Origin of the sequence: Helicobacter pylori (genome assembly GCF_014496485.1) — a bacterium.
GTDB classification, from domain to species: Bacteria; Campylobacterota; Campylobacteria; order Campylobacterales; family Helicobacteraceae; genus Helicobacter; species Helicobacter pylori_DD.
This window is the reverse complement of sequence record NZ_JACTAX010000003.1, coordinates 120,851-139,489: the sequence shown is the minus strand read 5'-3', so window position 1 is coordinate 139,489 and position 18,639 is coordinate 120,851. Positions and strand designations below refer to the sequence as shown.

The following is an 18,639-nucleotide window of genomic DNA, read 5'->3' as shown; positions in this document are numbered from 1 at the left end:
AGGGTTTTAATGCCCCATTTTTTAGCCAAGCTGGATTTTAAACCTTTAGAATACCCAATAACAAATGGGGATTTTTGTTTTCATAAGGAATTTTTAAGCTTAAAACACCCCACTAAAAGCTGTGTGTATGCGAGTTTTAAGGATCGCATTTTTTTATTGCAAAAAATCCGGCGAGCGAGTGATTTTTTGATTAAAAGCGAAAAAGCGACGCCCTTAAAAAGAGAGATTTTAAAACAAGCTTTAAGGATTTATTCGCAATCTTTTGAAGTCATTTCGCATAATTTGCAAGAAAATTCTAAACATGCGAGCCAAAAAAAAGCCCTTGATTTAGAGGCTTTTGAAGACTTTATCCAAAAAAATCAAGCCCCTATTTTAGCCGAAATTGGTTTTGGGAGCGGGAGGCATTTGATAGAATTAGCCAAAAACAACCCCACTAAAACATGTTTAGGGATAGAGATCCACACCCCCTCTATCGCGCAAGCGTTAAAGCAAATTGAATTGTTGGATTTAAAAAATCTGCACATTTTGCAAGGCGATGGCCGTTTGATTTTAGAGAGCATGCCAAATTATAAGTGCGAGAAAATTTTTGTGCATTTCCCTGTGCCATGGAATGAAAAAAAACACCGCCGTGTGCTAAGCGAAAAGTTTTTAAACGAAGCTTTAAGGGTTTTAAAGCCTAAAGGGTTTTTGGAATTACGCACCGATGATAGCCTTTATTTTGAAGACAGCTTGAAATTAGCCCTAAAAAACTTTCAATGCGAGGTAGAAATCAAAAAAAACGCTCAAATCCCGGTTATCAGCAAGTATGAAGCGCGTTGGAATAAACTCAAAAAAGATATTTATGATTTAAGAATTTATTCTTTAGGATTGGATGAAAACCCTACTCAAAACCATGCATTGGATTTTTCTTTTGATACAATAACGATTGATAAAGAAAGCGTTGGAGCAATTTTAAAAACCCCAAAAATCATCAAAGAAGGGTATTTTGTGCATGTTTGTAATATTTATGAAAATAAGGGGGATTTTTTAGTGGAATTGAGTATGGGGGATTTTGATTGGCCTGTGCGTTTGTTTGTTTTATTGGCAGAAAATCAGATTTTTTACCTCAATAAAAGCCCCTTAAAAACCTTAAACAACCACAAAGCGCATCTTTTGCTTCAAAATATCCTAAGCCAAAAGGGAATTGGATGAGTGTGATCATCGCAGCGAATAATTTATGCTTACAATACCAGCAAAACGAGCCGGTCATTAAACATGCCAATTTACGCATCAAACGAAAAGACTTCGTGTTCATTTCAGGGCCTAGCGGGAGCGGTAAAAGCACGCTTTTGCGTTCGTTTTATGGGGATTTGAAGGTTTTTAGCGGTAAATTAGAAGTTTGCAATACCAACATGAATAACGCTTCAAAAGCGACGATTTTAGATTTGCGTAAAAATATTGGCGTGGTTTTCCAAGACTATAAATTGATCCAAGATTACACGATTGAGCAAAACATCAAACTGCCTATGGTGATTTGTGGGATCAAAAAAGAAGAATGCCACTTGCAGCTAGAAAAACTTTTAGGGCATATTGATTTACGCCATAAGGCTAACCGCTACCCCAAAGAACTCAGTGGGGGCGAACAACAGCGAGTGGCTATGGCTAGGGCTATGGCGAACTGCCCTGAACTCATTTTAGCCGATGAACCTACCGGGAATTTAGACGATTATTCCAGCGATAAAATCTGGAGCCTATTAAGAGGCATGAACACGCAATTAAACGCTACGATCGTGGTGGTTACGCACAAATTCCCTAAAAATTTTAGCGCTTATCACCGAAAATTCTATATAGAAGAGGGGGAAGTTTATGAATACTCTTAAAAAGCATTTAGCCTTTATCATTCCCCTAGTGGCGTTATTGTTTAGCTTGGAATGCGTGTTGTTTATCAATCAAGCGATCGCGCAAAAAGAAAAAAAATTGATTGAAGATTATGCAGTCGTGTTGGCCAGCACGCAAAAATTAGGCTTGGAATTGTTGCGTCAAAATTTTAGCGAAATCACGGCGTTAAAAGAGATTGATCCTAATTATTCTTTAGAACCTCTTCAAAAAACTTTAGGCACAGACGGGCTTAAGGAATTAAGGAAAAATTTACCCTTTTTTTATTCTTTACAACTTTCCACATTCCCCACTCAAGAGCGTTTAGAAAACATTAAAGAAAAATTGCTCAAAATCCCTGGCGTTCAAAAAGTTGAAGTCTTTGCCAAAACTTACATGCAAGTGTATGATCTCTTGAGTTTTATTAAAGCAGCGGTCTATATCTTTGCGTTAGTGGTCTTTGTTTTATCGGTTTTATTGATGTTCAAGCAAGTCCGCATCTGGATCTATCAATACCATGAGAGGTTAGAGATCATGGATTTATTAGGGGCTTCGGTGTCTTTTAAAAACGGGTTTTTGTATAAAATAGCTTTAATGGATTCTCTAATCGCTAGCTTTTTAGCTCCCATGTTCATGCTCTATATCACTTCGCAAAAAGGTTTTGAAAAAACAATGGATACTTTGGGTATTATAGGAGGCATGTTTGTTTTAAACCATTTTTTATGGGGACTGCTTTTTAGCCTTGTGGTCTCATTTGTTTCTGTTTTACTTGTAGCTTGGAGGACTAGACATGTATAAATTAGGGGTGTTTTTGTTAGCCACCTTACTATCAGCTAACACGCAAAAAGTGAGCGATATTGCTAAAGATATTCAACATAAAGAAACCCTTTTGAAAAAAACCCATGAAGAAAAAAACCAACTAAACAGCCGTTTGAGTTCTTTAGGCGAAGCGATCCGCTCTAAAGAGCTTCAAAAAGCTGAGATGGAGCGCCAAATGGCCGCCTTAAAAAAGAGTCTTGAAAAAAATCGTAACGAAAGTTTGGCGCAAGAAAAAGTCCTAACCAACTACCGCAAGTCTTTAGATCATTTGCAAAAACAACGATCATTTTTACAAAAGAGGGTGTTTGATACGCTTTTAGAGGATTTTCTTTTTTCACAAGCCTTAAAGGGGCAGAATTTAGCCTCTTCTAATGATGTGATTTTGCAAGTGGCGTTTGAAAACTTGCACCAAAGCACTCTGTCTAAAATGTCGCAACTAAGCCAAGAAGAAAAGGAACTCAGTACGCAAGCTTTAAAAGTCAAAAGCAGCATTCAAAAAATCTCCTCTATCATAGATGAGCAAAAAACTCGTGAAGTAACCTTAAAATCCTTGCAAACCGAACAAAATAAGCTCATTTTGAGCATGCAAAAAGATTATGCGATCTATAACCAACGACTAACCCTTTTAGAAAAAGAGCGCCAGAACTTAAACGCTCTTTTAAAACGCTTGAATATCATCAAACAAAATAGAGAAAATGAAGAGAGGGTCAGTTTGAAAAAATCTTCTCAAGCCTTAGAAGTCAAACAAGTAGCGAGCTCTTATCAAAATATCAACACCACGAGCTATAACGGGCCAAAAACGATCGCCCCTTTGAACGATTATGAAGTGGTGCAAAAATTTGGCCCCTATATTGATCCGGTTTATAATTTAAAAATTTTTAGCGAGTCTATCACGCTAGTGTCAAAAACCCCAAACGCTTTGGTGCGTAATGTTTTGGACGGAAAAATCGTGTTCGCTAAAGAAATCAACATGCTTAAAAAAGTCGTTATCATTGAGCATAAAAACGGCATCCGCACGATTTATTCCCAATTGGATAAAATCGCCCCCACCATTAAAAGCGGCATGCGGATCCAAAAAGGCTATGTTTTAGGGCGCATTGAGCAACGCTTGGGTTTTGAAGTAACCATGAAAGAAAAACACATCAACCCCTTAGAACTCATCGTGCGCAATTAAACAAATCGTCTTTTTGCCGATATTAGCTAAAGAATTTAACAAACAAAGAAATAGTTACATTTATTAGGCATGGAAAAATTTGGAGGTTTTTATGGTCAATGAAGTTCAAGGGATTGGGATTCCCGCATCTCATGCAAGCGTTCAAACAACCCCCACAAAAGAGATCAGTCGCACAAACACTATAAACACTATTGATGAATCTAAAACAACGATAGACCCTGATCAATACAAACCCAAGCTAGAATTATTGAGCGAGCGTCTGAATGAAGAAATGAAACGCATCGGCACGGATATTAATTTTAGTTATAACGATACGATCAAAGGGTTAGTGGTTTCAGTCAAAGACGCTAATGGGGATAAGGTGATAAGAGAAATACCCTCTAAAGAAGCCGTGGAGCTTATGCAAAGAATGCGCGATGTGATAGGCATTATCTTTGATAAGAGAGGCTAAACATTAGAGGTAAAACATGGCAATAGGTTCATTAAGCTCATTAGGGCTTGGCAGTAAGGTTTTGAATTACGATGTGATTGACAAGCTTAAGGACGCCGATGAAAAAGCGTTAATCGCCCCCTTAGACAAGAAAATGGAGCAAAATGTTGAAAAACAAAAAGCCCTTGTAGAAATTAAAACACTCCTTTCATCTCTAAAAGGTCCGGTTAAAACGCTTTCAGATTATTCCACTTATATCAGCCGAAAAAGCAATGTTACAGGCGATGCGTTGAGCGCGAGCGTGGGGGCTGGCGTGCCTATTCAGGATATTAAAGTGGATGTGCAAAATTTAGCGCAAGGCGATATTAACGAACTAGGGGCGAAATTTTCTTCAAGAGATGATGTTTTTAGCCAAGTGGATACCACGCTCAAATTTTACACGCAAAACAAGGACTACGCCGTTGATATTAAAGCAGGAATGACTTTAGGCGATGTGGCTCAAAGCATCACAGACGCTACCAATGGCGAAGTGATGGGCATTGTGATGAAAACAGGAGGGAATGACCCCTACCAATTAATGGTGAATACCAAAAACACCGGCGAAGACAACCGAGTCTATTTTGGCTCACACCTCCAATCCACGCTCACTAATAAAAACGCCCTTTCTTTAGGGCTTGATGGAGCTGGGAAAAGCGAATTGAGTTTGAATTTAAAGGGGGCTGATGGGAACATGCATGAAGTCCCTATCATGTTAGAACTCCCTGAAAGCGCTTCTATCAAACAAAAAAACGCAGCGATCCAAAAGGCTATGGAGCAGGCTTTAGAAAACGACCCTAATTTTAAAGACTTGATCGCTAATGGGGATATTTCCATAGACACTCTTCATGGGGGGGAATCTTTAATCATTAATGACAGGCGTGGGGGAAACATTGAAATTAAAGGGAGTAAGGCTAAAGAGCTTGGGTTTTTGCAAACCGCCACCCAAGAAAGCGATTTATTAAAAAGCTCTCGCACCATAAAAGAGGGTAAATTAGAAGGGGTAATTAGCTTGAATGGCCAAAAACTGGATTTAAAAGCCTTAACCAAAGAGGGCAACACCAGCGAAGAAAATACAGACGCTATCATTCAAGCGATCAACGCTAAAGAAGGCTTGAGTGCGTTTAAAAACGCCGAAGGCAAGCTTGTGATCAATTCTAAAACCGGAATGCTCACCATTAAGGGCGAAGACGCTTTAGGCAAGGCCAGTTTGAAGGATTTGGGTTTGAGCGCTGGCATGGTGCAATCTTATGAAGCCTCACAAGACACGCTTTTTATGTCTAAGAATTTGCAAAAAGCGAGCGATTCAGAATTCACTTATAATGGGGTGAGCATCACACGCCCCACTAATGAGATCAATGATGTGATTAGCGGGGTTAATATCACTTTAGAGCAAACCACAGAGCCTAATAAGCCTGCCATTATCAGCGTGAGCAGAGACAATCAAGCCATTATAGACAGCCTTAAAGAATTTGTCAAAGCTTATAATGAGCTTATCCCTAAATTAGATGAAGACACTCGTTATGACGCTGACACTAAAATCGCTGGGATTTTTAACGGCGTGGGCGATATTCGCGCGATTCGATCTTCTCTTAATAATGTGTTTTCTTATAGTGTGCATACGGATAATGGGGTAGAAAGCTTGATGAAATACGGGCTTAGTTTAGACGATAAGGGCGTGATGAGTTTAGATGAAGCTAAATTGAGTAGTGCCTTAAATTCTAACCCTAAAGCGACTCAAGACTTTTTTTATGGGAGCGATAGCAAGGATATGGGGGGCAGAGAAATCCACCAAGAGGGCATTTTTTCTAAATTCAATCAAGTTATCGCCAATCTCATAGATGGAGGGAACGCTAAATTAAAAATTTATGAAGATTCCCTAGACAGAGACGCTAAAAGCCTGACCAAAGACAAAGAAAACGCTCAAGAGCTTTTAAAAACCCGCTACAACATCATGGCGGAGCGCTTTGCGGCTTATGACAGCCAAATTTCTAAAGCCAATCAAAAATTCAATTCCGTGCAAATGATGATCGATCAAGCGGCGGCTAAAAAGAATTAAAAAAACAGAGAGTTATCAATTTTAAAGGATAAAGGAACATTATGCAATACGCTAACGCTTATCAAGCCTACCAGCATAACCGAGTGAGTGTGGAATCCCCAGCAAAACTCATTGAAATGCTTTATGAAGGGATTTTGAGATTTTCCTCGCAAGCCAAACGCTGTATTGAAAATGAAGACATTGAAAAAAAGATTTATTATATTAATAGGGTTACGGATATTTTCACGGAATTGTTGAATATTTTAGATTATGAAAAAGGGGGGGAAGTGGCGGTGTATCTTACAGGCTTATACACCCATCAAATCAAAGTTTTAACGCAAGCCAATGTGGAAAATGATGCGAGTAAGATTGATTTGGTGTTGAATGTGGCTAGGGGGTTGTTAGAAGCTTGGAGGGAAATCCATTCAGATGAACTCGCCTGACATGTTATTAGATTCCTTTAAAATCGCTCTCATTAAAAAAGATTCTAAGCAAGCCTTTTCATTGATAGAACGCCTTTCTTTAGAACAAATAAAAAGCTTGGATTTAGATGCGCTTTTAAGCCTTAAGGAGATGATAGCCCAAAGCATTGAACTATTGGAAAAAGAAAAAGAAGAACTGCAATCACAAATGCATAAGGCTAAGAAGATTCAAAAATTTTTGTCTTAGATTTTTTAAACTACGATACAATAAAAGCACTATTTTTATTGAAGGCTAAAGGTTGTCTGAACCCATAGATAGATTCACGCGCATAAGGTGGTTGTTTAAAAACGATTTTGAAAAAATCCGCCAACAAAGGGTTTTAATCTGTGGCGTTGGGGGCGTTGGGGGCTTTGCACTAGACGCTTTGTATCGTGTGGGGATAGGGCAAATCACTATCATTGATAAAGACGTGTTTGATGTTACCAATCAAAACCGCCAGATTGGCTCAGAAAGGATAGGAGAATCTAAAGTGTTGGTGTTGCAAGATCTATATAAGGGCATTCAAGCTTTGAACTTGCGTATAGATGAAGCGTTTTTAAATTCATTTAATTTTAGAGATTATGATTACATTTTAGATTGCATGGACGATTTGCCCATTAAAACAAGCTTAGCAATAAAATGCCAGAATTTCGCTTACGGGAAGTTTATCAGCTCTATGGGGAGCGCGAAGCGTTTGAATCCTAAACACATTAAAGTGGGGAGCGTGTGGGAAAGCTATGGCGATAAATTCGGGCGTAAATTTAGGGATTTTTTAAAAAAACGCCGTTTTAAAGGGGATTTTAAAGTGGTTTTTAGCCCTGAAGTCCCGCATTGCATAGAGCTTGGAAGTTTTAATGCGGTTACGGCGAGTTTTGGTTTGCAAATAGCGAGTGAAGTCGTGCAAGACATTATCAAATAAGATATTAACAATGAAAGGAAGTGGAATGAAAGATTACGAAGACGAATTGGAAGATTTTGAAGAAGAAGAATTAGAGGGCTTTGAAGAAGAAGATGAAGAGTATAATGATTATAAGAATGTCTATGATGATGACGATTATGAAGACTATAACTCTGATTATGAAGAAGAGTGAAAAATGATTTATGCAGGCGTTCTCCAGCATGCTTATTGCGGCTCTAGAAAAAAAACCATAGAGCATACAGCCAACCTGCTTGAACAAGCGCTAAAAAAACACCCTAAGACCAATTTAGTGGTGTTGCAAGAATTGAACCCTTATAGTTATTTTTGCCAGAGCGAAAACCCTAAATTTTTTGATTTGGGCGAATATTTTGAAGAAGATAAGGCTTTTTTTAGCGCTTTAGCTCAAAAATTTCAAGTGGTGCTTATCGCTTCTTTATTTGAAAAGCGTGCTAAAGGGTTGTATCACAACAGTGCGGTTGTGTTTGAAAAAGATGGCTCAATCGCTGGAGTGTATCGCAAAATGCACATTCCTGATGACCCGGGGTTTTATGAAAAATTTTATTTCACGCCGGGGGATTTGGGCTTTGAGCCTATTGTTACAAGCGTGGGTAAATTAGGGCTTATGGTGTGCTGGGATCAGTGGTATCCTGAAGCAGCAAGGATCATGGCTTTAAAAGGAGCAGAAATTTTAATCTATCCTAGTGCGATAGGGTTTTTAGAAGAAGATTCTAACGAAGAAAAAAAGCGTCAGCAAAACGCATGGGAGACTATCCAAAGAGGGCATGCGATCGCTAATGGCTTGCCTTTGATTGCGACTAACAGAGTGGGCGTAGAATTAGATCCTAGCGGCGCGATTAAGGGGGGCATTACTTTTTTTGGCTCTAGTTTTGTGGTAGGGGCTTTAGGCGAATTTTTGGCTAAAGCGAGCGATAAAGAAGAAATTTTGTATGCGGAAATTGATTTAGAACGCACCGAAGAAGTGCGCCGAATGTGGCCGTTTTTAAGAGACAGGCGCATTGATTTTTATAACGATTTGTTGAAACGCTATATTTAATCAGTCAATCAGTTTAAAATTTAAGGTTAGAAAGGATTGAACATGGTAGGTGTAATTTTTTGCGCTAAACAAGCGCAAAAGTTCTATCATTTTTGTGCGGTATTTTCATTTTAACAAGGAGCAAAAATGCTAGAAAATAGCTCTGTATGGAGCAATCCTGCCTTTGTGGCTATCATTTGCATGTGCGTTCTTAGCCTTTTAAGGCTCAATGTCATGCTTTCTATGATTAGCGCGACTCTCATAGCAGGGCTTATGGGAGGGCTTGGAATCACAGAGAGTTTTAATGTAATGATAGACGGCATGAAAGGCAATTTAAACATCGCTTTAAGCTACATCCTTTTAGGGGCTTTGGCGGTAGCGATCGCTAAAAGCAATCTCATTAAAGTCGCTTTGAGTAAGCTGATAGGCTTAATGGATTACAAGCGATCCACTTTTTGCTTTTTGATCGCTTTCATCGCATGCTTTTCGCAAAATTTAGTGCCAGTGCATATCGCTTTTATCCCTATTTTAATCCCCCCTCTTTTGCATTTGATGAACCGGTTAGAATTGGATAGAAGAGCGGTCGCTTGCGCTTTAACCTTTGGCTTGCAAGCCCCCTACTTGGTGCTTCCTGTAGGGTTTGGCTTAATTTTTCAAACCACCATTTTAGAGCAATTAAAAGCTAATGGCGTTAGCACCACCATAGCGCAAATCACAGGAGTGATGTGGATAGCAGGGTTAGCGATGGTTGTTGGGCTATTTTTAGCGGTATTAACGCTATACAAAAAACCCAGGCGCTACAAAGAAAAATCTTTTGATATAGAAGATTACGCTTCGCTTCAATTAAACTACCATGACTACTTGACTTTTATAGGGATTATTGTGGCGTTTGTGATCCAATTGGCCACCGATTCGATGCCTTTAGCCGCCTTTTTAGCGTTAGCGATTATCTTACTAGGCCGTGGCATTAAGTTTAAAGAAACAGACTCTTTAATGGACGATAGCGTAAAAATGATGGCGTTTATCGCTTTTGTGATGTTAGTGGCTAGCGGGTTTGGAGAAGTGTTGCAAAAAGTGCATGCGATAGAGGGCTTAGTGAATGCGATCACAAGCATAATCCAAGGGAAGTTTTTAGGGGCTTTTTTAATGCTTGTTGTAGGGCTTTTTATCACTATGGGGATAGGGACTTCTTTTGGCACTATCCCTATCATTGCTGTGTTTTATGTCCCTTTATGCGCGAAATTAGGTTTTAGCATAGAATCTACGATTTTACTCATCGGCATAGCCGCAGCCTTAGGCGATGCAGGCTCACCAGCTAGCGATAGCACCATGGGGCCTACTTGCGGGCTTAACGCAGACAACCAACACAATCATATCTATGACACATGCGTGCCGACTTTTTTAGTCTATAACCTCCCTTTGATTGTTTTTGGCGTTGCTGGAGCGTTACTATTAGGCTAATCTATCAAGTTAAGAAAATCTTTTCTTTAGCCTTACCCTCTGGGGTTAATGCTTTTTTAGATGTGCTGGTAGTCGCTCTCTCGGTTTTTTTTGTGGGTAAGATTTCGCACCATCACATTGTGGCTTTAGGGGTGGGTTTGCAATTTTTGATGCTTTTTTATGGCATCAATACGATTTTATACACCGGCACTAACGCCATTCTGTCTAGGCTTGTGGGATCTAGGGATTTTGCTCAAATCAATCACGCTTTTTCCAGTATTTTCATAGGGGCGTTTGTGATCTGTTTGGGCGTGCTGTTTGCTTCTTATTTTTTGATTGAGCCTTTTTTAAATTGGATGCAATTACAAGATCTTTCACGCCAATTGACGCAAGATTATTTAGAAGTCTTAGTTATCGCGCTACCGAGTATTTTTTTAAAAAATGTTTTAGTTTCAGCGCTCGCTAGCTTTTCAGACACCCTAACCCCCTTTATTGTTAAAATCATCATGGTCATCGCATGCATTTTTTTGAATCAAGCCTTGATTTTTGGGGATTTTGGTTTTAAAGAAATGGGGATTGTAGGCTCTGCTTTAGCGAATGTGGTTGTCTCTTATTTGGAATTACTCGCGCTTGGCGTTTGGATACAAATCAAAAAAATCCCTTTAAAATTCAAAATAACCTTTCATTTTTCTTTTTTAAAAACCATGTTTAGAGTGGGTTGGCCGGCCGGGTTTGAGCGCTTATTGAGCTTATTTTCTTTAATCCTCTTATCCAAATTTGTAGCGAGCTATGGGGATAAGGTGTTAGCGGGCATGCAAATAGGCATCAGGGTGGAAACCTTTTCGTTCATGCCCGGATTTGGGTTTATGATCGCAGCGATGGTTTTAACAGGGCAAAATTTAGGGGCGAACAAGCCAAAGATCGCCACAGAATACGCGCATTTGATTTTAAAAATTTCTATGGGTTTAATGGGGGTTTTAGGGGTTATTTTAGTCTTATTCGCTAAAGAATTTGTGAGCCTTTTTTCTCAAGATGGAGAAGTTTTGGAAGTGGCGCGATCTTATTTGATCGCTGTGGGCCTCTCTCAAGCCCCCTTGATTGGGTATTTTGTGCTAGATGGAGTTTTTAGAGGGGCTGGCATTTCTAAAGTCTCACTATACATTAACACCCTAAGCTTATGGGGGTTAAGGATCATGCCTATTTACTTGCTTTTAATTCATCATTTTAAGGTGGAATTTATTTTTGTAGTGATCGCATCAGAAACTTTTTTGCGCTCATTCATCTACTATAAAGTTTTTTCTAAAGGCATATGGAAAAGGTGCGGGAAAAAGGCTTGATTATTGCTTGAGCGTAGCGGTCGTTTTGAAACGATTTTCTCGCACCACTTGCACGCCCACTTCACCCACATACTGAGCGCTCTCTTCTATCTTTTTAGCGATCTTTCTGGCAATAATAGGCACTTGATTGTCCCTGACTTGGTTGGATTTGACAATCACTCTTAATTCTCGCCCGCTCTCCATCGCATACGCCTTTTCCACCCCATCAAATTCTAGTGCGATCTCTTCTAAAGCTTGCATGCGTTTAGCGTATTCTTCATCGCTCTTTCTTCTAGCCCCAGGACGCCCTGCTGAAAGCGCATCAGCCGCGCACACGCTCGCACACTCCACGCTCATGATCTCTTCATGCCCATGGTGGGCATAAATCGCATTGATCACAACCGGGTCTTCTTTATGGCGCTTGCACACCTCAACGCCTAAATTCACATGGTCTCTCCCAAGCTCTTGGGTGAGCGCTTTACCAATATCATGCAAAATACCCGCTCTTCTGGCGAGCTTTTTATCCCCCCCAAGCTGTTCTGCAATCAAGCCGGCTAAAAGAGCGACTTCTTTAGAATGCTGTAAGGCGTTTTGCCCAAAACTAGAGCGATAACGCATTTTGCCTATTAAAATTTTAAGCTCATCTTCCATAACCCCAAGCTCCAATTCTAACACCACGCTCTCCCCTTCAGAAAGCAATTCTTTTTCCAGGTTGCGCGCGACTCTATGATAAACCTCTTCAATCCTGTTAGGCTGGATACGGCCATCTTCTATTAAAATTTTAAGCGTCTCGCTCGCTACTTCACGCCGATAAAGATTGAAACTGGACAAACACAATTCGCTGCTGTCTTCGCTAAATTCTATATCCACCCCGCTGACTTTTTTAAACGCTTCAATATTTTTCCCGTCTTTGCCTATCACACGACCGATATAATCTGAGCAAGGCAAAGCGATACGGCTTGTTAAATTCTCTGTCGCATAATTACCCGCAAAACGGGCTGTCGCTTCCGCTAAAATGGCATACGATTTTTTCTTGCCCTCTTCTTTGGCTTCTTTTTCATAACGCCTGATTAACGCGCTTTTTTGGGCTTCCAATTCTTCTTCTAACTGCTCCAAGATCATGTTTTTAATTTCATCTTTAGTGTAAGCCATGTAATTGAGCATCGCGTCTAGCGCTTTGGCTTGAGCTTCTTTACAAACAGCGCGCTGTTTTTTGAAATTTTCTTTTTCTTGTTCTAAAATTTGGCGTTCTTTTTCAAGCTCTTTTTTTTCCTTTTCTAAATAGCGTTTTTCATCTCTTACAAATTCTTTGTGTTGCGCTTCTAAATGCTTCAAATGCGCTTCTTTTTTGTCAAAATGGGTTTGGAGTTGCAAATTCTTGTTTTCATATTGCTGTTGCAACTTGTATTCTTGGCTTTTCATGCGCATCTCTTCAGCTTCCACGAAAGATTTCGCTTGAAACTCCATTAATTTGGCTTTAGCTGAAGCGCTTTTTAAAGCGGCTTGCCCTCTAGCGTAATAGATCTTTTTCATCACATAATACATGACTAGAGCGGTAATCAAACACGCTACCAAGACTTCTAATGAAATATAAATTAACCCGCTGCTCATAATGTTTCCTTCTATTATTCTTCATAACGATACGAGCATTCATGTAAAGATCCGCTTCAATGTCATAGGCGTTTGTGAGAACACCATTAGCTAGCGCTAACTCCCTACTCACAAACACGATTAAGGGGCGTTTTAGTCGCCTTTTGAATAATTGGGGCAAACTCCTATCATACATGCCTAGCCCAAAACCCACGCGCCTAAAGCTTGTATCCATTCCTAAAATCGGCACGACAATGCAATCTAATTCCCGCTTATAATGGCGCGACAAACTCGGCTCATCAAACCACCCCAAACGCCTTAAGGGCAACCTAAAGGGTGCGATAGTAAAACCCTCTTTAGAAAAATGAGCACCTTTTTTAATGCTTTTAGGCAACCACACGTGCTTATTTTTTTGTCTTAACCTAAAAATCAAAGGCCTAATGTCAAGCTCATGCCCTAACGGGCTATACAATAAAATATTTTGATAATCTTTGAGTTTCCAAAACAAAAGCTTGCAAGCCAATTTATCCCTGACTTTATTTTTTGCTTTAGCCCTTTTCAAGCGTTCTTTACAAAAATCTCTAAAAATCGTTTTAATGGTTATAATCCTTAAATTTTAGACTTACATTATAGTATAATTTTAGGTTATTAGTTACCATTTTATTATTCTTAAGGATGTGTTTATAATGAGAATTAAGGCTTATTTTTTGCGTTTTATCGCACTGGTTTTGATCGTTTTGTTGGGTTTTAGCGCTTGTAAAAATTCCCAAAAATCTCAAGATTCTCAAAACAATACCACCCAACAAGATAGCCCTAAAACCTACACCGCTATGGATTTGAATAACCAAGAATACACGATCACAGGCGATTTAGATTCCCTAAACATCAGCCCGGATCCTAACACCCCTACCCTATTAGTTTTAAGCGCTTTAGACGATTTTTTAAAAGATTACGCCCCCACCTTTAACATCTTAAAAAAAACTTTTAAAGATCGTTTGAGGGTGCTTATTTTACTCAATAAACCCTATTCAAGCGATGCAATCAAAGACTTTAGTGCGCGTTCTCAAGCTGATTTGATGATTTTAAACCCTAAAGATACCGCTCTTTTTGATCATTTAAACCATAACGCTTTAAACCATTCTTTTAGCATGCTCTTATATCACAAACACCAATTGATCAAAATGTATCAAGGGATCGTGCCAATAGAAATGCTCCAATTTGATATTTCCAATTTAAAGGATTAAAAAACCATGTTTAATTTTTTCAAAAAAATTGTCAATAAAATTAAGGGCGAAGAGAAAGAAAAAAAGCGTGAACATATTCCTAAAGAGGAATTAGAAGAAATTTTGATTGGCTTTGACATCCAATACGATTTGATAGAGAGCTTGTTACAGCATTTAGGCGATTTAATTACGCCCAAGCAATTAGAAGTCGCTTTGTTGCGTTTTGTGCGTGGGGAAAGCTATTATGATAAAACCCGCCTAAAGACCATCACCACAAAACCCTTAGTGCATTTGATTGTGGGGGTTAATGGGGCGGGTAAAACCACAACGATCGCTAAATTAGCCAAGCTTTCTTTAAAACAGCATAAAAAAGCGCTTCTTGGGGCAGGCGATACCTTTAGAGCGGCCGCAGTCAAACAGCTGCAATTATGGGGCGAAAAACTTAACATTCAAGTCATTAGCGCCAAAGAAGGGAGCGATCCAAGCTCTTTAGCTTACAACACCATAGAAAGCGCGATCGCTAAAAATATAGATGAAGTTTTTATAGATACCGCTGGGAGGTTACACAACCAGACCAACCTTAAAAACGAGCTTTCTAAAATCGCACGCACTTGCTCTAAAGTTTTAAAAGACGCCCCCTTTTACAAATTCCTTATTTTAGACGGCACGCAAGGGAGTTCTGGGCTAACGCAAGCCAAAATTTTCCATGAGACTTTGGCGCTAGACGGCGTGATTATGACTAAGCTTGATGGCACTTCTAAAGGCGGAGCGATTTTAAGCGTGCTGTATGAGTTGAAATTACCCATTCTTTATTTAGGAATGGGCGAAAAAGAAGACGATTTGATCGCTTTTGATGAAGAACGCTTTATAGAGGATTTGGTTGATGCGGTGTTTGTGGAGCAATAAATTCTAAATTATTTCTTAAGAATAACCCTAAAGCTCTTATCCATATGGTTTGCTTCTTGCAAAGCGTTACAAACCTCTGCGTTTTTGGCATAAAACTCCTTAAGCGGGATGTGGGAATAAAGCTTTTTGTGCACTTCATCAACCCTGCAAATTAACGGGCGCGATTCATAAATCTTGCACAAATTGGTTTCTGAATCCAAAAATTTGCACACCCCATTGCCAGCATCAAACCCAATAAGCTCAATAATCCCAGTGATATTTTTACAGCACAGCCCGCAAGAGGTGCAAGGGAAACGATCAGGAGTTGTTCGCTTTTTGGATTCTTCCATGCTCGCTTCTTTATACCCTCTATTTCATGCCCTTTTTTCCTCTTTTAAAGCTCTATAGTCCTAAGAAGTCTTATCGTCTCTTAGATCTTTCAAGCCGTGCCTGCCTAAAACTAATATCACGCAAGCTATAATTCCCATTTTCTAGGCTATCCGTCTGATCTCGCATGAGAATGAGCGCGTTTTTTGCTCTTTCATTGAGCTTTTGGTGTTTGTCCATGATAGGCACTTTCAAAAAGCGCTCAAACTAGAGAGCGTTGAAACGGTAACGCAGAACTGATCTTTTTCTTTTTGATTGTAACGAGAGGTATCGTAGTGATGCTTTTTCATCGTAGCGATGGCCTCTTGAGAAAGCGAGAAAAACAGTGCGTCAAATTTTGTGATCTGCCTAGTGAAATACATCGCCATTTTTTCAATAGCTTGAAACTGATCAATCATCACAACCGCTTCCTCAAATCTCACTCTGATCTCTTCGTAGCGAGCCTTAGCATTTTCTAGCTTTTCTTCCATTTCAGCGGCTCTCAAAGCTCCAAAAATAGCGAGTGCGGGTCCGGCTAAAAGCCCCATACTTCCAACTATACCTCCAGTAGCCAAACCAAATCCCACAGAGAAATTTCCCACAGCATTTCCAACAACACCAAAGGTATCAAAAGAACTCATCTTGAGATTTTTATCAATAATTTTTAGTGTATCTGACACACAGAGAGTTGGATATTTTCCATGCTATCTTTTTTGTTGCTAAGTTCAAATCCTTTTAATTGATTAAAATGATGCGAAAATTCTGAAATTACTTGATTTCTAATATAGCACTTTTTCTCTTCAAATCTCGCAAGAGCAAACTCGCAATCAGAAGCCACAGCTTTAATAACTTCTTCTGCTTCCTCTAGCAAATCATTGCCTTCATTGATATACTTAATATATTCATTGGTCTCTTCGCTGAGAATGTCTGCATCAACTTTTTTTTAACTCCGTATCCTGCTGCCGCTAGGGCCACTCCAGCTGCTATAATAAATGGCAATGGCATGTTTTATCCTTTATGTGTTTATGATATTTCTTAAAGCTTCTAGATTTTCATCAATGCTTTTTTGAAGCTCAGATAACACGGCTTTCTTTTGTTCTCTTGATAAATCGCTTGCATCAATAAGATCTTCATGGCGGTAGATAAGGCTGAGCGTTTGACCAATATCAATAATTTCTTCAATAACGCCATCTTCAATCCCATGCGTTCTAGCGGCTTGCACGAATTTCTCACGATCTCTTTGACTGAAAGAACCACCACTTTCTAACGACTTCAGCACTTTGGTTAAGATCACATTTTGACCCATATCTTTTTGTTCTTCCATGATTTCTCCTTTAAATTTCTATTTTTCCACCATTATTCATGAGTTCCAAAAATTCTTGGGTATTATTAAACAAGGGCTTTTGACCTAGTCTTTCTTGGATCTTGTTATTGATTCCTATACCTAAATCTGCATCCCCTGTATAACTTGCTCTCCAAAGCTCGTCAAAACTCTGATTGAAAAACTTGGTAGTTTCATGAAAATATCGCTCAAACACCTCCTTAAATTGATTTTGATACACCTCTAACAGCTTGATAAGCACCACATCCTTTGCATCCTTCATGGCTTGATCGAACGCTTCTTTGGAATCCTTGCCATTTCCAACATATTCATATAAATTCATCAATAATAATGGTGCAAATTTTATAAGCATTTTGCTCTCTGTAATATCCACCCCTGCTTCATGAGAGCTTTGTAACGAAATATTTTGCATGTTTTCTAACATGAATTACCCTCTCTTTAGCGGTGTTAATAGGTGAGATTTAAAAAAAGCAAGGGATTTTGGGGATTTTAAAAGGTTTAGGGTAGGCTTATATAACCCCCCCCACGAAAGACCGGAAACTAAAAAAGCCGGAAATAAAAAACGCTAGGACTTTTTCCATAAAGACACTCCTTATTGTTTGATCCTAGCCACTATAACCAAAAATCCTAAACAAACCGCCTTATTTTTAATAAAAAGGTTTAAAATAATAAATATTTTCCCTACCCCCCTGTGTAGTAAAACGCCCTTGTGGGAGTTTTGCTGTTTTTATCATTCCACATGTTTTTTTCTGGTTTATTGATGATAGATTGTTTTAAAAGCCTTTTCATCATTTTTGTATCTTTATTGATGATCGCCTCTTTAGCGTCTATGGCGTCTTGATAGTATAAACATGGGCAAATCTTTCCATCAGAAGCCAAGCGGATACGATTGCAAGATTGGCAAAAATCATCGCTATGCGGAGCGATAATGCCAAATTGATAGCCATTTTCTAGCGTGTAGATTTTAGAAGAACCTTGTTTGGATTTTTCTGTCTCCATTATTTTGTATTTTTGAGCGATCAGATCTAAAATTTCTTCCTCTTTCAAGCCTTTAACCAAACTTTTAGCATGCGTGTTTTCCATAAATTCAATGTAGCGGATTTGTATGCTTCTGTTTTTTGCGTATTCTAAAAGTTCTAAGATTTCATCATCATTAACGCTTTTCATCACAACCGTGTTTAATTTGAGTTTTAAACCCGCTTTCAAGGACTCTTCAATCCCTTCTAGCGTGTTTTTAAGAGCGTCTTTTTGAGAGATTTTTAAAACCCTATCGCTTTTTAAAGAATCTAATGAAACATTCACCCGTGATAACCCGGCATTTTTTAAATCCTTAGCCATCTTTTTGAGTAAAAAACCATTAGTGCTTAAAACTAACGCTACTTCCTTATTGTAAGCGTGCAGTTTAGCGATAAATTCGTCTAAACCCTTGCGTAATAGCGGCTCCCCACCCGTGATTCTAATTTTTTTAACGCCCTCATCAATGGCAATTTTAAGAAATTCTAAAACATTATCCAAAGGCAACAATTCTTCACCATCAAAAAAATCTAATGGCGTAGCAGGCATGCAATACTGACACCTGAAATTGCATTGTTTGGTTACAGAAACTCTAATATAATCAATAACCCTATTAAAACTATCTACTAACACTCCCTTTATCCCTTATGCCCTTTATTTAAGCTTTTAGTGTAACATAATAAAACAATGACTTAACA

General features: G+C 38.9%; 20 protein-coding genes and 2 pseudogenes. 15 read left to right on the top strand and 7 right to left on the bottom strand.

All coding sequences use genetic code 11. The features are described 5' to 3' along the window. Positions 1-9: 9 nt before the first annotated feature. The 13 genes from trmB (at position 10) to IC572_RS02705 (ending at position 11,542) form a co-directional block, all read left to right on the top strand. Positions 10-1,191: a tRNA (guanosine(46)-N7)-methyltransferase TrmB gene (gene trmB / locus IC572_RS02765; RefSeq protein WP_187854990.1), complete on the top strand. Its 1,182-nt coding sequence runs from the start codon at positions 10-12 to the stop codon at positions 1,189-1,191. Then, positions 1,188-1,859, top strand: coding sequence for an ABC transporter ATP-binding protein (locus tag IC572_RS02760; protein WP_001934524.1), 672 nt, complete (start codon positions 1,188-1,190; stop codon positions 1,857-1,859). The genes trmB and IC572_RS02760 overlap by 4 nt, the downstream gene beginning before the upstream one ends. Beyond that, positions 1,846-2,652, top strand: coding sequence for an FtsX-like permease family protein (locus tag IC572_RS02755; RefSeq protein WP_187854989.1), 807 nt, complete (start codon positions 1,846-1,848; stop codon positions 2,650-2,652). Before IC572_RS02760 ends, IC572_RS02755 begins: the two co-directional genes overlap by 14 nt. After that, entirely contained in the window at positions 2,645-3,847 is a 1,203-nt protein-coding gene (locus IC572_RS02750; RefSeq protein ID WP_187854988.1) for a murein hydrolase activator EnvC family protein, read from the top strand. The genes IC572_RS02755 and IC572_RS02750 overlap by 8 nt, the downstream gene beginning before the upstream one ends. 91 nt (positions 3,848-3,938) lie before the next feature. Next, positions 3,939-4,298, top strand: coding sequence for a FlaG family protein (locus tag IC572_RS02745; RefSeq protein WP_001876599.1), 360 nt, complete (start codon positions 3,939-3,941; stop codon positions 4,296-4,298). Positions 4,299-4,314: 16 nt separating this feature from the next. Next, the gene (gene fliD, locus IC572_RS02740) at positions 4,315-6,372 is read left to right on the top strand and encodes a flagellar filament capping protein FliD (protein ID WP_187854987.1); all 2,058 of its coding nucleotides are present in this window, start codon (positions 4,315-4,317) and stop codon (positions 6,370-6,372) included. 41 nt (positions 6,373-6,413) lie between these two features. After that, a complete protein-coding gene (gene fliS / locus IC572_RS02735; RefSeq protein ID WP_001199081.1) occupies positions 6,414-6,794 on the top strand; it encodes a flagellar export chaperone FliS in 381 nt (126 codons plus the stop codon). After that, positions 6,781-7,020, top strand: a complete 240-nt coding sequence (locus tag IC572_RS02730; RefSeq protein WP_187854986.1) for a hypothetical protein — start codon at positions 6,781-6,783, stop codon at positions 7,018-7,020. The genes fliS and IC572_RS02730 overlap by 14 nt, the downstream gene beginning before the upstream one ends. A 52-nt stretch (positions 7,021-7,072) precedes the next feature. After that, positions 7,073-7,732 (top strand): tRNA threonylcarbamoyladenosine dehydratase, encoded by a 660-nt coding sequence (locus IC572_RS02725; RefSeq protein WP_187854985.1) that lies wholly within the window; start codon positions 7,073-7,075, stop codon positions 7,730-7,732. A gap of 25 nt (positions 7,733-7,757) precedes the next feature. Beyond that, positions 7,758-7,904, top strand: coding sequence for a hypothetical protein (locus IC572_RS02720; protein ID WP_000656207.1), 147 nt, complete (start codon positions 7,758-7,760; stop codon positions 7,902-7,904). Between the two features lie 3 nt (positions 7,905-7,907). Next, positions 7,908-8,786, top strand: coding sequence for a carbon-nitrogen hydrolase (locus IC572_RS02715; protein WP_000638536.1), 879 nt, complete (start codon positions 7,908-7,910; stop codon positions 8,784-8,786). A 126-nt stretch (positions 8,787-8,912) separates the two neighbouring features. Beyond that, positions 8,913-10,226 (top strand): Na+/H+ antiporter family protein, encoded by a 1,314-nt coding sequence (locus tag IC572_RS02710; protein WP_187854984.1) that lies wholly within the window; start codon positions 8,913-8,915, stop codon positions 10,224-10,226. Continuing rightward, positions 10,226-11,542 (top strand): MATE family efflux transporter, encoded by a 1,317-nt coding sequence (locus IC572_RS02705; protein WP_332246566.1) that lies wholly within the window; start codon positions 10,226-10,228, stop codon positions 11,540-11,542. The genes IC572_RS02710 and IC572_RS02705 overlap by 1 nt, the downstream gene beginning before the upstream one ends. Here IC572_RS02705 and rny read toward each other — a convergent pair whose 3' ends face one another. Next, positions 11,543-13,054 (bottom strand): ribonuclease Y, encoded by a 1,512-nt coding sequence (gene rny, locus IC572_RS02700; RefSeq protein ID WP_232263321.1) that lies wholly within the window; start codon positions 13,052-13,054, stop codon positions 11,543-11,545. Then, positions 13,032-13,700, bottom strand: coding sequence for a 5-formyltetrahydrofolate cyclo-ligase (locus IC572_RS02695; RefSeq protein ID WP_187855028.1), 669 nt, complete (start codon positions 13,698-13,700; stop codon positions 13,032-13,034). The genes rny and IC572_RS02695 overlap by 23 nt, the downstream gene beginning before the upstream one ends. 97 nt (positions 13,701-13,797) lie before the next feature. Between IC572_RS02695 and IC572_RS02690 the strand changes: the two genes are divergently transcribed. Next, positions 13,798-14,355 carry a hypothetical protein gene (locus tag IC572_RS02690; RefSeq protein WP_187854982.1) on the top strand — a complete coding sequence of 186 codons (558 nt, stop codon included), beginning with the start codon at positions 13,798-13,800 and terminating at the stop codon, positions 14,353-14,355. Positions 14,356-14,361: 6 nt separating this feature from the next. Beyond that, the gene (gene ftsY, locus IC572_RS02685) at positions 14,362-15,240 is read left to right on the top strand and encodes a signal recognition particle-docking protein FtsY (protein WP_187854981.1); all 879 of its coding nucleotides are present in this window, start codon (positions 14,362-14,364) and stop codon (positions 15,238-15,240) included. Positions 15,241-15,248: 8 nt separating this feature from the next. Here ftsY and IC572_RS02680 read toward each other — a convergent pair whose 3' ends face one another. From IC572_RS02680 to moaA, 5 genes and pseudogenes are all read right to left on the bottom strand, one after another. Further along, positions 15,249-15,569 (bottom strand): YkgJ family cysteine cluster protein, encoded by a 321-nt coding sequence (locus tag IC572_RS02680; RefSeq protein WP_187854980.1) that lies wholly within the window; start codon positions 15,567-15,569, stop codon positions 15,249-15,251. Between the two features lie 60 nt (positions 15,570-15,629). Beyond that, positions 15,630-16,456: pseudogene (locus tag IC572_RS07720) on the bottom strand (sortase). Positions 16,457-16,600: 144 nt separating this feature from the next. Further along, complete coding sequence (locus IC572_RS02665; RefSeq protein WP_097720036.1) at positions 16,601-16,909, bottom strand: hypothetical protein; 309 nt, start codon at positions 16,907-16,909, stop codon at positions 16,601-16,603. Positions 16,910-16,919: 10 nt separating this feature from the next. Continuing rightward, positions 16,920-17,165 (bottom strand): annotated as a pseudogene (locus IC572_RS07985) (hypothetical protein); the annotation flags it as partial. A 443-nt stretch (positions 17,166-17,608) separates the two neighbouring features. Further along, positions 17,609-18,574 (bottom strand): GTP 3',8-cyclase MoaA, encoded by a 966-nt coding sequence (moaA, locus tag IC572_RS02655; RefSeq protein WP_187854979.1) that lies wholly within the window; start codon positions 18,572-18,574, stop codon positions 17,609-17,611. Positions 18,575-18,639 lie beyond the last annotated feature (65 nt).

Bases quoted from the DNA above. Each gene is read 5' to 3' on its own strand.
- trmB (WP_187854990.1), top strand. From the start codon at position 10: ATGCCCCATTTTTTAGCCAAGCTGGATTTTAAACCTTTAGAATACCCA.
- IC572_RS02760 (WP_001934524.1), top strand. From the start codon at position 1,188: ATGAGTGTGATCATCGCAGCGAATAATTTATGCTTACAATACCAGCAA.
- IC572_RS02755 (WP_187854989.1), top strand. From the start codon at position 1,846: ATGAATACTCTTAAAAAGCATTTAGCCTTTATCATTCCCCTAGTGGCG.
- IC572_RS02750 (WP_187854988.1), top strand. From the start codon at position 2,645: ATGTATAAATTAGGGGTGTTTTTGTTAGCCACCTTACTATCAGCTAAC.
- IC572_RS02745 (WP_001876599.1), top strand. From the start codon at position 3,939: ATGGTCAATGAAGTTCAAGGGATTGGGATTCCCGCATCTCATGCAAGC.
- fliD (WP_187854987.1), top strand. From the start codon at position 4,315: ATGGCAATAGGTTCATTAAGCTCATTAGGGCTTGGCAGTAAGGTTTTG.
- fliS (WP_001199081.1), top strand. From the start codon at position 6,414: ATGCAATACGCTAACGCTTATCAAGCCTACCAGCATAACCGAGTGAGT.
- IC572_RS02730 (WP_187854986.1), top strand. From the start codon at position 6,781: ATGAACTCGCCTGACATGTTATTAGATTCCTTTAAAATCGCTCTCATT.
- IC572_RS02720 (WP_000656207.1), top strand. From the start codon at position 7,758: ATGAAAGATTACGAAGACGAATTGGAAGATTTTGAAGAAGAAGAATTA.
- IC572_RS02715 (WP_000638536.1), top strand. From the start codon at position 7,908: ATGATTTATGCAGGCGTTCTCCAGCATGCTTATTGCGGCTCTAGAAAA.
- IC572_RS02710 (WP_187854984.1), top strand. From the start codon at position 8,913: ATGCTAGAAAATAGCTCTGTATGGAGCAATCCTGCCTTTGTGGCTATC.
- rny (WP_232263321.1), bottom strand. From the start codon at position 13,054: ATGAAAAAGATCTATTACGCTAGAGGGCAAGCCGCTTTAAAAAGCGCT.
- IC572_RS02690 (WP_187854982.1), top strand. From the start codon at position 13,798: ATGAGAATTAAGGCTTATTTTTTGCGTTTTATCGCACTGGTTTTGATC.
- ftsY (WP_187854981.1), top strand. From the start codon at position 14,362: ATGTTTAATTTTTTCAAAAAAATTGTCAATAAAATTAAGGGCGAAGAG.
- IC572_RS02680 (WP_187854980.1), bottom strand. From the start codon at position 15,569: ATGGAAGAATCCAAAAAGCGAACAACTCCTGATCGTTTCCCTTGCACC.
- IC572_RS02665 (WP_097720036.1), bottom strand. From the start codon at position 16,909: ATGGAAGAACAAAAAGATATGGGTCAAAATGTGATCTTAACCAAAGTG.